Genomic DNA, 12988 nt, shown 5'->3' on the forward strand with positions numbered 1-12988 from the left:
CCGCCGGCATGGACGTCGTCGGGCTGGTCCGGGAGCTGGTCGGGCGACCGACGGTCTCCGGGGACGCTGCGGCCCAGCGCGGGGTGCTGGGCACGGTCACCGACGTGCTGACCGCGGCGGCGCCGCACCTGCAGGTGCGGGAGGGCACGGACCGGGAGCAGCCCTGGACGCTGCTGACCTCGGCCACCGACCCGTCCCGGCCGCGGCTGCTGGTGGCCTGCCACGTCGACACGGTGCCCGCTGCCGACCCAGCCGGCTGGCAGCGGGACCCGTTCGGCGCCGAGGAGGAGGACGGCCGGGTCTGGGGCCGCGGCGGCTCGGACATGAAGGCCGGGCTGGTGGCCGCCGCCGCGGCGGTGGCCGGCGCCGACCCCTCGGTGCCGGTCGCGCTGCTGCTGACCAGCGACGAGGAGATCGGCTCCCGCGGAGCGGCCGCGGCGGCCGGCGCGGTGGCCGAGCTGACGGTCGGTGCGGTCGTCGTCCCGGAGGCGACCGGCAACCGGGTCGTGCTCGGTCACCGGGGGGCGCTGTGGGTGGCGGTCCGGACGGCGGGCGCCGCCGCGCACGGCAGCACGCCCGAGCGCGGGCACAACGCGCTCCTGGACCTGGTCGCCGTGCTGGGTCGCGCCGGCGACGAGCTGCCGCTGTCGACCGAGCCGTTCCTGGGCGCGGAGACCTGGAACCCCGGCGTGCTGCGCAGCGGCACCGTGCCGAACGTCGTCCCGGACCGGGCCGAGGCCGTCGTCGACCAGCGGACCGTCGGGGACGGCAGCGCCCTGCTCGCCTGGTGGCGCGCGCAGCCGGAGGTCGCCGAGGTCGACGTGCTCGTCGACCTGCCGCCGGTCCGGACGCCGCCCGACGACCCGTGGGTGGCCCGGCTGCCCGCGCCGGTCGAGCCCTCCCCCGCCACCTACTTCACCGACGCCTCGGTGCTGGCGGCGGTCACCGGCCGGGCGCCCGTCGTCGTCTGGGGCCCGGGGACGCCGGCGGTCATGCACGCCACCGACGAGTACGTGGAGGTCGCCGAGGTCGAGCAGGCCGTCCGCGCGTTCACCGCCGTCCTCGGTTCCTGGCCGACCTGACCGCGTTCCACGTGGAACCGGGGGCATGATGCGGGGATGAACGAGTTCGATCTGGTGCTCCCGACGGCGGTCGACGTCCGCGAGGTGGGCATGCGGGACGGCCTGCAGCTCGAGGACCCGCTGCCCCTGCCCGCCAAGCTGCAGATGCTGGAGGCGCTGGTCGCCACCGGGGTGCGACGGATCGAGGTGACCTCGTTCGTCTCCCCCAAGGCCGTTCCCGCACTCGCCGACGCCGACCAGCTGGCCGCCGAGCTGCACCAGTTCGACGGTGTGCACTTCTCCGCGCTGGTCGCCAACCCGCGGGGTGCGGTCCGTGCGGTCGACGCCGGCCTGACCTCCCTGGAGTACGTCGTCTCGGCGTCGGACGCGCACAGCCAGGCCAACGCGGGCCGCTCCACCGCCGCCGCGGTCGCCGCGGTCGGTGAGATCGCCGGGCTGGCGCACGGCGCCGGCGGCTCGCTGGAGGTCATCGTGGCCACCGCCTGGGACTGCCCCTTCGACGGCCGCACCCCGATCGCCCGCACCGTCGACGTCACCCGGGCCGCGGTCACCGCCGGCGCCGACCAGCTCTGCCTGGGCGACACGATCGGCACCACCACCCCGGTGCGCGTCGTCCGGCTGCTCGACGCCGTCCGCCGGGCCACCCCCGGCACCCCGCTCGGCGTGCACTTCCACGACACCCGCGGCACCGGGCAGGCCAACGCGCTCGCCGCCCTGCAGGCCGGGGTCACCCAGCTCGACGCGTCGATCGGCGGGCTCGGCGGCTGCCCGTTCGCCCCGGGGGCGAGCGGCAACATCGCCACCGAGGAGCTCGTCTACTGGCTCGCCGACGCCGAGGTGGCCACCGGCATCGACCCGGACGCCCTGCTGGCCGCCGCCGCGGTCACCGAGCGCGCCGTCGGTCACGAGCTGCCGAGCTCGCTGTACCGCGCCGGCGGGCGCAACGTCCCCCGCGGCGCCGTCGTGGGCTCGACCGCGTGAGCACAGGAGCCGACGTCCCCCGGGCCGTGGTCGACCCGCAGGTCATGCGCGACGTGCTGGGCCACTTCGTCTCCGGTATCACCGTGGTGACCGCGATGGGCGGCGACGGGCCGGTCGGCTTCACCTGCCAGTCGTTCAGCTCGCTGTCGCTGGACCCGCCGCTGGTGGCCTTCGCCCCGGCCCGCACCTCGACGACCTGGCCCCGGCTGCGGGACGCCGGCCGGTTCTGCGTGAACGTGCTCGCCGACGAGCAGAGCGGGCTGTCCCGCCAGTTCGCCCGCAGCGGCACCGACAAGTTCGCCGGGGTCAGCTGGGCGGCGAGCCCGTACGGCTCCCCCGTGCTGGACGGCGTCGTCGCCTGGATCGACAGCGAGCTGTGGGCCGAGTACGACGGCGGCGACCACACGATCGTCGTCGCCCGGGTGCTCGACCTCGGCGCGGACGCCTCCCGGACGCCGCTGCTTTTCCACCGCGGCGCCTACGGCCTGCAGGCGGTCGAGGAGCTCTAGAAGGGGGTCCTCTCAGTCGAAGCGCAGGGCCAGCACCGCGACGTCGTCCCGGCGGTCCGGGTGCGGGCCCACCGCGTGCCGGCAGAGGTCGGCCGGGGTGGCGTCGACCGGTGCGTCGGCCAGCCGGGCCGCCAGCGCGGCGATCCCCTGGTCGAGGTCCTCACCCGGGCGCTCGATGAGCCCGTCGGTGTAGGCGACCAGGGTCGACCCGGCCGGCACCTCGAGGACCAGCGACTGCCGCTGGTGCGTGGCGTCGACGCCGATGAGCAGGCCGGTCACCTCGGAGACCACCTGCACCGAGCCGTCGAGCCCGCGGAGGACGACCGGCGGGTGCCCGGCGTTGGCCAGCTCCAGGCGCCACGGCTCACCGTCCGCAGCGGGACGCTCGGCGCGGGCGTAGACCATCGTGGCCATCGGGGCGACGTGCAGTCCCTGCACCAGCCGGTCGACCCGGCCGAGGACCTCCCCCGGGTCGGTGTCGGGTGCGTCCCAGGCGCAGGCCCGGAGCAGACCGCGCAGGTGCCCCATCGCCGCGGCGGCGGTGACGTCGTGCCCGACGACGTCCCCGACCGCGATCCCCACGGCGCCGTCGGGCAGGTGCAGCAGGTCGTAGAAGTCGCCGCCGACCTCCGCCGCGGTGGACGCGCTGAGGTAGGCCGCCGCCGCGGTGACGCCCGGGATGGTGGGCAGGTCGGGGAGCAGGGAGCGCTGCAGCGTCTCGGCGACGGTGTGCTCCTGCTGGTAGAGCCGCACGTTGTCCATCGCCATCGCGGCCCGCCGCGACAGGTCACGGGCCAGGTCGACGTCCTCGCTGCTGAACCCCCGGTCGTCGCTGGTCGCCACCAGCACCAGCGCGCCGAGCATGCGGCGCCGGGCGACCAGCGGGACGCTCATGACCGACCTGCCGCCGAGCGAGCGGAAGAGGGCGGCGGTCTCCGGCAGCGGGAAGACCCGGTCGACCCACTCCGGGGTGACGTGCTCGACGAGCACCGACTCGCTGGTGCGCAACGACCGGCGGGTGGGTGAGCTCTCCGGGAGGTTGCCGAGGTGCAGGACCGCCAGGTCGGCCAGCGCGGCCTCGTGGCCGTCGCGGTGCCGGTGGGCGGTCTCCTGGACCGTGCCGTGCTCGTCGACCAGGGTGAGGAAGACCCAGTCGGCCAGCAGCGGCACGCACAGCGAGGCCAGCCGGTCGATCAGGTCCGACATGTCCAGGGTCGCGCTGAGCGTGCTGGTCGCCTCGGCCATCAGCGCCAGCCGGCTCTGCGCCAGCTCGGCCTCCACCCGAGCGGCGTCGGCGGCGGCCTGTGCCTGCTCGGCGTCCCGGCGGGCGACCCGCTCGGCGGCGAAGGCGGCCTGGCGGTCGTCCTCCACCCGGACCCGCTCGGTGACGTCGCTCTGCACGCCCACGAAGCTGACCAGCTCGCCGCCGCCGTCGAACACCGGCGTGATCGACAGCTGGTTCCAGAAGGCGGTGCCGTCCTTGCGGTAGTTGAGCAGCGTGGTGGTGATCGGCCGGTGGTCGTGCAACGCCTCGTGCAGCTCGTCGAGTGCCGCGCGGTCGGTCGCCGGGCCCTGCAGGAAGCGGCAGTTGCGCCCGACGCTCTCCTCGTAGCCGTACCCGCTGATCCGGGTGAAGGACGGGTTGACCCAGACCAGCGGGTCGTCCTCCTGGCGCGGGTCGGTGATGGTGAACGCGATGTCGGTGGCGACGACCGCCCGCTCGCGGAGCGCACGGAGGACGGCCTCCGGGTCGTCGGCGCCGGCGGGCTCGTCGATCTGGAGGAACACGACGAGGGAGAGCCGCTGTTCGGTGTCGGTCTGGGACAGCGGGAAACCGGTCACCCAGAGCACCTGGTCGGAGTCGGGGCCGGCACCGGCGGCCCGCAGGTCGTCGGAGCTGCGCCGCGGGGAGAGCCGGACCGCCTCACCGACGACCGGGCGCCCCTCGGCCACCAGCGACAGCGGGCTGGAGGTGCTGGCCAGCGGGGCGGAGCCCAGGTCGGTGAGCCCGGCCGAGGCGCCCCAGGTGTCCACCGGCACCGGCAGCCGGACGTTGCCGGCCAGCGCGATCGCGGCCTTGTTGGCGTAGACGACGTCCCCGGCGCTCTGGTCGATCACCAGCACCGCGACCGGGACGTCGGACAGCACGCCGGGCAGCGCGGCCTGCGCCGCCCGATTCGTGTCGCTGCCGGACACGGCCACCTCGGCGGCGCCGACGATGTCGGACTGCCGCTGGACCGAGGAGGGTTGGTGGTCGACCACCACCAGGCCCTCGGCGAGCGCGGAGGTGGCCTCTGGCGGTACGGCGCCGGCAGGCGTCCCCGGGTGTCGCTGCAACGGCACCCGAAGATCGTACCGGGGCTTTCGGTTGCGCACCATCGACAGGGGACGGGCAGGTCAGGGCTGCGTAGCGTCGTTCCTGGTACGGCGGGGTAGGGGCGGACCGCACACCACGAGAGAGGACGCGTCATGGGACTCCTGAGCCGGCTCTTCGGCCGTGACCGCGGGCAGGGCCAGCCCTATGCCGAGCAGGGCTACGGCTACGGCTACGGCGAGCCGCCGCAGCCACCGCAGCCGCCGGCCCCGCGGGCGCAGAGCGAGGACGAGCGCGCGATCGAGCGGTACCGCTACCTGCTGCGCACCGCTCCCCCGGACCAGGTGGAGGCCGCGCACGCGGAGGCCTTCGGCAAGCTCACCCCTGAGCAGCGCCGCCAGGTCCTCGAGCAGCTGTCCGCGGCGGTGCCGGCCGGTGAGCGGCCGCGCGGCGACGACCCGCGGAGCCTGGCCCGGGCCGCCACCCGGGCGGAGTTCCGCCAGCCCGGTTTCCTCGAGCGCACCTTCAGCGGCGGCGGGGGCGGGTACGGCGGTGGCTACGGCCGGGGTGGCTACGGCGGCGGTGGCTACGGCGGCGGTGGCTACGGCCCCGGCTACGGCGGCGGCATGGGCGGCATGGGGATGGGCAGCATGATCGGCGGCAGCCTGCTGGGCACCGTCGCCGGCGTCGTCGTCGGCTCGGCGGTGGCCGACGCGCTGTTCGACACCGGCCTCGGCGACGGCGGCCTGTTCGGCGGTGGTGACGAGGAGGCCTACGCCGAGGGCTACCAGGACGGCGAGCAGGCCGACGACGGCGGCGGTGACGGCGGCGGTGACGGCGGCGGTGACGGCGGCGGTGACTACGCCGACGGCGGCGGTGGTGACTACGACGCCGGCGGCTTCGACGGCGGTGGCTTCGACGGGGGCGGTGACTTCGGCGGCGGCGACTTCTAGCCCTGCTCGGCGGCCTCCTCGGCCTGGTGTCGCAGCCACAGCAGGCCGAGGACCGGCAGGACCAGCGGGATGAACCCGTAACCCCGGCCGTAGCCGGACCACACCGTGTCGTCCGGGAACGCCGCCGTGTCGACCAGCGATAGGGTGCCCACGACCAGCACCCCGAGCAGCTCCACCGAGCAGGCGACGACGGCGGTGCGCCGGCCTCCCCGGCCGCCCCGGGCCAGCCCGACCGTGGCGGCGACGTAGACGACCGCCGCCAGGGCGGACAGCAGGTAGGCCAGCGGCGCCTCGTGGAACTGGACCGCCAGCTGGACCGCGGCCCGGGCGCCGGCGGCGAGCGCGAACACCGCGTAGACGGCGACCAGCACCCGCCCCGGTCCCTGCGCGGTGTCCTCAGCCACGGGTGACCTCCCACAGGTCCAGGAGCCGCCAGACCATCACCGCGACGGCGAGCGCGGCCACCCCGAGCACCGTGCCCGCCCAGCGGGTCGGCTCGGTGCGCGCCCACAGCAGGCCCGCCACGGGCAGCAGCACGACGCTGACCAGGTAGGCGAGGAAGGTGGTCAGCTCGACCGGCCGGTGCCCGCCGGCCAGCGCGACGGTGGCCACGACCGCCTGCGCGACGAGCAGCAGCTCGAGCAGCGCGGTCGTGGCCAGGTGCGCCGTGCCGATCCGCCGGCGCAGCGCGGTGCTCAGCGCTCCCAGGGCGGCGAGGACGACGGCGACGACGCTGATCGCGACGACCAGCGGGGTGCTCACCCTGGGGAGGGTAGTGAGCCGGTCAGCGGTGCACGGAGGACATGTCCGGGTAGCGGTCGCCGACGGCGGCGCCGGCCGGGGCGACCTCGTCCAGCGCGCGCAGGTCGTCGTCGGTCAGCTCGACGGCGGCGGCACCGGCGTTCTCCTCCAGGTAGCCCACCCGCTTCGTCCCCGGGATCGGCACGACCGCGGGGTTGCCCGCCCGGCCCGACTGCGCCATCACCCAGGCCAGCGCCAGCTGCGTGGCGGTGACGCCCTTGCCCTCGGCGAGCTGCCGCACCCGGTCGACCAGCTCGAGGTTCGCGGCGAACGCCTCGCCCTGGAAGCGCGGGTTGTGCCGGCGGAAGTCGTCGGCGTCCAGGTCGTCGACGCTGCGGATCTGGCCGGAGAGGAAGCCGCGGCCGATCGGGGAGTAGGCGACGAACCCGATCCCGAGCTCGGCGCAGGTGGCCAGCACCCCGTCGTCCTCGGGGTCCCGGGTCCACAGCGAGTACTCGGTCTGCACCGCCGTGACCGGCTGGACGGCGTCGGCCCGGCGGATGGTGTCGGGTGCGGCCTCCGAGATGCCGGCGTGGCGGATCTTGCCCGCCTCCACCAGCTCCCGCAGGGCGCCCCAGGTGTCCTCGATCGGGACCGAGGTGTCCACCCGGTGCTGGTAGTAGAGGTCGATGACGTCGACGCCGAGCCGCTGCAGCGAGGCGTCGCAGGCCCGGTGCACGTACTCCGGGGTGCCGTTGATGCGCACGAACGAGCCGTCCGCGGCACGCTCGTTGCCGAACTTGGTGGCCAGCGTGACCTCGTCGCGGCGGCCGGCGATCGCCTGCCCGACCAGCCGCTCGTTGGTGAACGGGCCGTACATGTCGGCGGTGTCGAGGAAGGTGACGCCGAGGTCGAGGGCGCGGGAGATGGTCCGCTCGGCCTCCGCCTGGTCGCCGGTGCCGTAGAACTCGCTCATCCCCATGCAGCCCAGGCCCTGGGCGGAGACGGTCAGGTCGCGGAGCTGTCGGATCTGCATGCCCTCCCCCTGCCCGTTCCTCCCCCGGTGCAACCAGTGGCACAGCTCAATGGCACAGCGCAGTGGCACAGCTCAGTGGCACAGCTCCGGCCGCGCGAGGGTCCGGCGTCGTCCCCTAGGGTCGGGGCATGCACGGGCAGCTCAGGGGCCCGGGACAGGACCGGAGGTCGCAGGTGGGGGCGGACAGCCCGGTGGTCGTGGTCGCCAACCGGCTCCCGGTGGACCAGGTGACCGAACCCGACGGCACGACCCGGTACCAGCGCAGCCCCGGCGGCCTGGTCACCGCGCTCGAGCCCTTCGTCGCCGGCCGCGGTGGGGCCTGGGTCGGCTGGTCCGGCGCCGCGGGGGACGCCCCCGAGCCCTTCGAGTCCGGCGGGATGCACCTCGTGCCGGTGCCGCTGTCGGAGGAGGAGGTCGACCGCTACTACGAGGGCTTCTCCAACGCCTCGCTGTGGCCGCTCTACCACGACGTCGTCGAGAAGCCGGAGTACCACCGCACCTGGTGGGACACCTACGTCCAGGTCAACAAGCGGTTCGCCGACCGGGCGGCCGAGGTGGCCGCCGAGGGCGCGATCGTCTGGGTGCACGACTACCAGCTGCAGCTGGTGCCGGCGATGCTGCGGCAGCGCCGGCCCGACCTCACCATCGGCTTCTTCCTGCACATCCCCTTCCCGCCGTACGAGCTGTTCACCCAGCTCCCCTGGCGCTCGGCGATCATCGAGGGGCTGCTCGGTGCAGACCTCATCGGCTTCCAGCAGCCCGCCGGGGCGACCAACTTCGTCAACCTGGCCCGGCGGCTGCACGACCTGCGGACCTTGGGCGGCACGGTCAGCTACGACGGCCGCACGGTGACGGCCAAGGCCTTCCCGATCTCCATCGACGTCGCCGCCTTCGACGAGCTCGCCAGCTCCCCCGAGGTGCTGGCCCGGTCCGCGGAGATCCGCGAGGAGCTCGGCCATCCGGAGAAGATCGTGCTCGGCGTGGACCGGCTGGACTACACCAAGGGCATCACCGTCCGGCTCGAGGCGTTCCAGGAGCTCCTGGAGGACGGCGTGATCGAGGCGCCGGCGACCACCTTCGTGCAGGTGGCCACCCCCAGCCGGGAGCGGGTCGAGCACTACGTCACGATGCGCGAGACGATCGAGCAGCAGGTGGGCCACATCAACGGCCTGTACGGCTCGATCGCCGGGTCGGCGGTGCGCTACTTCAACCAGTCGATGCCCCGCGAGGAGCTTGCCGCCATGTACCGGGCGGCCGACGTCATGCTGGTCACCCCGTACCGGGACGGCATGAACCTGGTCGCCAAGGAGTACGTCGCGGCCCGCGGCGACCTCGGCGGCGTGCTGGTGCTCAGTGAGTTCGCCGGGGCGGCAGCAGAGCTGAAGCAGGCGCTGCTGGTCAACCCGCACGACATCGACGGGGTGAAGAAGCAGCTGGTGCGGGCGCTGCGGATGGACCCGGCCGAGGGCGCCAAGCGGATGCGGGCGATGCGCCGGCAGGTGGCCAAGCACGACCTCGACCACTGGGCCAACTCGTTCTTCGAGTCGCTCGAGGCGAAGGCCTGACCGTGCTGGACGCGGAGCTGGGCGCGGCGCTGGACGAGCTGGCCCGGCAGCGTCCGCTGCTGCTGGCCAGCGACTACGACGGCGTGCTGGCCCGGCTGCGGGACGACCCGGCTGCGGCGGTGCTCGAACCGGGGATCGGCGAGCTGCTCGCCCGACTGGCCGCGGTCGAGGGCGTCACCGTCGCGCTGGTCAGCGGCCGCGGGGTCGAGGACCTCCAGCGGACCAGCGGACTGACCGGCCCGTTCCGCTGGGTCGGCAGCCACGGCGCCGAGTTCGACGGGCCGCTGTCCGGTGAGCTGGCCACCCGCCGGGACGCACTGGCCGCCGCGCTCGCCCCGCTGGTCGACGCCGTCCCGGGTGCCCGGCTCGAGGTCAAGCCGGCCGGTGCCGCGGTGCACGTGCGCACCGTCGCCGACCGGGCCGCCGCGCAGCAGCTGCTCGCCGACGCGGCCGCCGGGCCCGGTGCGGCCCCGGAGCTGACCGCCAAGCCCGGCAAGGACGTGCTGGAGCTCGCCGTCACCGACGCCGACAAGGGCTCGGCGCTGCTCCGGCTGCGGGACGAGCTGGGTGCCGCCGGGGTCCTGTACCTCGGTGACGACGTGACCGATGAGGACGCGTTCCGCGCGCTCGGCGCCGGCGACGTGTCGATCAAGGTCGGCGCGGGCGAGACCGCCGCAGGGCACCGGGTCGAGGACCTCCCCGGGGTGCGCGTGGTGCTCGAGCGGCTGGCCGGCACGCTCTCCGCCTGACCTCCCGCACGTTCCGTCTCTGACGGAACGCCGCCTCGCCCCGTCCCATGCGGCGCAGTCGCCCCATCCGCGGTCACGGTCCCCGTCGGCGCTGCCGATCAGGTCGAGAACACCGATGGGTGCGAAGAGATGTCGACATGACCGTTCATGACCATTCTCGGCACCTGATCGATGTATTCGAGAAAGGTCGGCGCACACCGTTCCCCCAGCTGGACCGCCGGGAGAGCGTGCCGAAGAACCAGTTGCTGAGCGGGGTGAGCCCGACAGCGCGCACCAAGGGGATGAGGCAGGCGTGGAAGGTCTGGACGACATCGTCGAGGAGTTCCTCGTGGAGAGCCACGAGAACCTCGACCAGCTGGACCAGGACCTGGTGGCCCTGGAGCAGGACCCCCGTTCCCGGGACCGGCTCTCGAGCATCTTCCGGACGATCCACACCATCAAGGGCACCAGCGGCTTCCTGGCCTTCAACCGGCTGGAGGAGGTCGCCCACGTCGGCGAGAACCTGCTCTCCCGGCTGCGGGACGGCGCGCTCGAGCTGAACCCGCGGCGCACCGACGCCCTGCTGCAGATGGTGGACACCATCCGCGCGCTGCTGGCCGCGATCGAGGCCTCCGGCGGGGAGGGGACGGTGGAGGTCGCCGGCACCGTCCTGCTGATCAGCGCCGCCCTGGAGGAGGTCGCCGAGGAGCCGGTCGAGGCATCCGTGGAGGAGGCGGCCCCGGCGGTCGCGTCCGTCGTCCCGTCGCCGGCACCGGTGCCGGAGGTCGAGAAGCTCCCCGCTGCCCCGCCGCAGGCACCGACAGCACCGGTCGCGCCGGTGGCTGCCGCGCTCGAGCACCCCGTGGAGCCCGGCGAGCCGGGGGCCGGCGGCCAGCCGGGTCGCCGCGCCGTCGCCGACAGCACCATCCGGGTCGACGTCGACCTGCTCGACGCGCTGATGCTGCTCGTCGGGGAGCTGGTGCTGACCCGCAACCAGATCGTGCAGTACGTGGGCCGGCAGACCGACCAGGACCTGGTCCGCGCCTCGCAGCGGCTGAACCTGATCGCCAGTGAGCTGCAGGAGGGCGTCATGAAGACGCGCATGCAGCCGATCGACCACATCTGGTCCAAGCTCCCCCGCGTCGTCCGCGACCTCGGGCTGCAGTGCGGCAAGAACGTGCGGCTGGAGATGGTCGGCCGGGAGACCGAGCTGGACAAGACGCTGCTCGAGGCGGTCAAGGACCCGCTGACCCACCTGGTCCGCAACTCCGTCGACCACGGCGTCGAGCCCTCCGCCGCCCGGGTCGCCGCCGGCAAGCCCGCCGAGGGCGTGCTGACCCTGCGCGCCCGGCACGAGAGCGGGCAGGTCGTCGTGGAGGTGGCCGACGACGGTGGCGGCATCGACCCGGCCAAGGTCGGCGCCAAGGCCGTCGAGCGCGGGCTGGTCACCGCGGACGCGCTCGCCCGGATGACCCCGGCCGACGTGCTGCAGCTGATCTTCCTGCCCGGTTTCTCGACCGCGGCCGCCGTCACCAACGTCTCCGGCCGCGGTGTCGGCATGGACGTGGTGAAGACCAACATCGAGTCGATCGGCGGGACCATCGAGGTCGAGTCGGTGCCCGGTCAGGGCACCTGCACCCGGCTGCGCATCCCGCTCACCCTGGCGATCGTCCCGGCGCTGACCATCGAGTGCGCCGGCGACCGCTACGCCATCCCGCAGATCAGCCTGCAGGAGCTCGTCGCCCTGGACGCCGAGAAGGCCGCGGCCGCGGTCGAGGACGTCGGTGGCGCCTCGGTCTACCGCCTGCGCGGCGAGCTGCTGCCGCTGGTGCACCTGGCCGACGTGCTGGGGCTGGCCTCCGACCGGCACGACGGGCACGTCGTCATCGCCGTGCTCAGCTCCGAGGGGCGCCGGTTCGGCCTCGTCGTGGACCGGGTCATCAACACCGAGGAGATCGTGGTCAAGGCCGTCGGCGGCCAGCTGAAGTCGATCGGCCTGTACTCCGGGGCGACCGTCCTCGGCGACGGCGCGGTCGCGCTGATCCTCGACGTCCAGGCGCTGGCCCGGCGGGCCCTGCGCGCGGAGAGCGCCGAGCGCCAGGAGCACCGGCTCGCCGCCGCCGCGGCGACCTCGTCCGCCTCGGAGCGGCAGCGGATGCTGCTGGCCGCGATCGGCGGCGGACGCCGGGTGGCGATCCCGCTGGACACCGTCACCCGGCTGGAGCAGGTGCGCAGCGAGACCGTCGAGCGGGTCGGCTCCCGCGAGGTCGTGCAGTACCGCGGCGCGATCCTGCCGATCGTCCGGCTGGACCGGCACCTGGGCGCCTTCGGGGACTCCGGGCGTGAGGTCCTCGAGGTCATCGTCTACGCCGACCACGGCCGCAGCGTCGCGATCGTCGTGGAGGAGATCCTCGACATCGTCGACGGCGAGGCCGCGGTGCAGAGCGACATCGACGACCTGGGGCTGCTCGGCTCGGCGGTCATCGGCGACCGGGTCACCGAGCTGCTCGACGTCCGCGCCGCGATCCTCGCCGCGGACCCGATGTTCTACGCGACCCCACCCGCCCTCGGCGGTGCGGGACTCGAGGTCGCGACCACCCACCTGATGGAGGTCTGACGTGAGCACCGCGACCCGCACCATGCCGGCCACCAGCCAGCTGGCCACCTTCTGGCTCGACGGCGACCTGTTCGGCGTCGAGGTGGAGCACGTGCAGGAGGTGCTCCGCAGCCAGAGCATCACCCGGGTGCCGCTGGCCCCGCCCGCCGTGGCCGGCCTGATCAACCTCCGCGGCCAGGTGGTCACCGCCATCGAGCTCCGGGAGCGGCTGGGCCGCCCGGCCCGCCCGGCGGGCGAGGAGCCGGTCGTCATCGTCGTCCGGCTGCACGGCGAGGCGGTCAGCCTGCTCGTGGACAGCATCGCCGACGTCGTCGATGTCGACCTGCGCGACTTCGAGGCACCGCCGGACACGATGGACGGCACCGCCCGCGAGCTGATCCGCGGCGCCTACAAGCTCTCCGGCCAGCTCCTCCTGGCCCTCGACGTCAACCGCGCCGTCGGTTCCTGAAGAAGAGAGTCCCC

General features: G+C 74.3%; 12 protein-coding genes. 8 read left to right on the forward strand and 4 right to left on the reverse strand.

Features of this window, described 5'->3' with window-relative positions; translation table 11 throughout:
- Positions 1–8 precede the first annotated feature (8 nt).
- The 3 genes from FHL80_RS02890 to FHL80_RS02900 are packed head-to-tail and all read left to right on the forward strand — an operon-like array spanning position 9 to position 2572.
- Positions 9–1082, forward strand: a complete 1074-nt coding sequence (locus FHL80_RS02890) for a M20 family metallopeptidase (protein WP_138731953.1) — start codon at positions 9–11, stop codon at positions 1080–1082.
- 36 nt (positions 1083–1118) lie between these two features.
- Complete coding sequence (locus FHL80_RS02895) at positions 1119–2063, forward strand: hydroxymethylglutaryl-CoA lyase (RefSeq protein ID WP_138731954.1); 945 nt, start codon at positions 1119–1121, stop codon at positions 2061–2063.
- Entirely contained in the window at positions 2060–2572 is a 513-nt protein-coding gene (locus FHL80_RS02900) for a flavin reductase family protein (RefSeq protein WP_246078419.1), read from the forward strand. The genes FHL80_RS02895 and FHL80_RS02900 overlap by 4 nt, the downstream gene beginning before the upstream one ends.
- A 12-nt stretch (positions 2573–2584) precedes the next feature.
- Here the strand turns inward: FHL80_RS02900 and FHL80_RS02905 are convergent, their stop codons facing one another.
- Complete coding sequence (locus FHL80_RS02905; RefSeq protein ID WP_138731955.1) at positions 2585–4915, reverse strand: SpoIIE family protein phosphatase; 2331 nt, start codon at positions 4913–4915, stop codon at positions 2585–2587.
- A gap of 126 nt (positions 4916–5041) precedes the next feature.
- Between FHL80_RS02905 and FHL80_RS02910 the strand changes: the two genes are divergently transcribed.
- Positions 5042–5839 carry a hypothetical protein gene (locus FHL80_RS02910; protein ID WP_138731956.1) on the forward strand — a complete coding sequence of 266 codons (798 nt, stop codon included), beginning with the start codon at positions 5042–5044 and terminating at the stop codon, positions 5837–5839.
- Here FHL80_RS02910 and FHL80_RS02915 read toward each other — a convergent pair.
- From FHL80_RS02915 to FHL80_RS02925, 3 genes are read right to left on the reverse strand one after another with little or no spacing between them, the layout of a single operon-like run.
- Positions 5836–6243, reverse strand: a complete 408-nt coding sequence (locus tag FHL80_RS02915) for a hypothetical protein (protein ID WP_138731957.1) — start codon at positions 6241–6243, stop codon at positions 5836–5838. The two genes, FHL80_RS02910 and FHL80_RS02915, sit on opposite strands and share 4 nt — an antisense overlap.
- A complete protein-coding gene (locus tag FHL80_RS02920; protein ID WP_138731958.1) occupies positions 6236–6601 on the reverse strand; it encodes a hypothetical protein in 366 nt (121 codons plus the stop codon). Before FHL80_RS02920 ends, FHL80_RS02915 begins: the two co-directional genes overlap by 8 nt.
- Before the next feature lie 22 nt (positions 6602–6623).
- Positions 6624–7616 (reverse strand): aldo/keto reductase, encoded by a 993-nt coding sequence (locus FHL80_RS02925; protein ID WP_138731959.1) that lies wholly within the window; start codon positions 7614–7616, stop codon positions 6624–6626.
- Between the two features lie 173 nt (positions 7617–7789).
- Between FHL80_RS02925 and FHL80_RS02930 the strand changes: the two genes are divergently transcribed.
- The 4 genes from FHL80_RS02930 (at position 7790) to FHL80_RS02945 (ending at position 12974) form a co-directional block, all read left to right on the forward strand.
- A complete protein-coding gene (locus FHL80_RS02930; protein WP_281283423.1) occupies positions 7790–9181 on the forward strand; it encodes an alpha,alpha-trehalose-phosphate synthase (UDP-forming) in 1392 nt (463 codons plus the stop codon).
- 2 nt (positions 9182–9183) lie between these two features.
- A complete protein-coding gene (otsB, locus tag FHL80_RS02935; protein ID WP_138731961.1) occupies positions 9184–9930 on the forward strand; it encodes a trehalose-phosphatase in 747 nt (248 codons plus the stop codon).
- Between the two features lie 292 nt (positions 9931–10222).
- Complete coding sequence (locus FHL80_RS02940) at positions 10223–12526, forward strand: chemotaxis protein CheA (protein WP_138731962.1); 2304 nt, start codon at positions 10223–10225, stop codon at positions 12524–12526.
- Position 12527: 1 nt separating this feature from the next.
- Entirely contained in the window at positions 12528–12974 is a 447-nt protein-coding gene (locus FHL80_RS02945) for a chemotaxis protein CheW (RefSeq protein WP_246078420.1), read from the forward strand.
- Positions 12975–12988 lie beyond the last annotated feature (14 nt).

It is taken from the genome of Modestobacter excelsi (assembly GCF_005930495.1).
Lineage (GTDB): Bacteria > Actinomycetota > Actinomycetes > Mycobacteriales > Geodermatophilaceae > Modestobacter > Modestobacter excelsi.

Excerpts from the sequence above, each read along its gene's own strand:
- FHL80_RS02895 (WP_138731954.1), top strand. The coding sequence starts at position 1,119 with ATGAACGAGTTCGATCTGGTGCTCCCGACGGCGGTCGACGTCCGCGAG.
- FHL80_RS02890 (WP_138731953.1), top strand. The coding sequence starts at position 9 with ATGGACGTCGTCGGGCTGGTCCGGGAGCTGGTCGGGCGACCGACGGTC.
- FHL80_RS02925 (WP_138731959.1), bottom strand. The coding sequence starts at position 7,616 with ATGCAGATCCGACAGCTCCGCGACCTGACCGTCTCCGCCCAGGGCCTG.
- FHL80_RS02910 (WP_138731956.1), top strand. The coding sequence starts at position 5,042 with ATGGGACTCCTGAGCCGGCTCTTCGGCCGTGACCGCGGGCAGGGCCAG.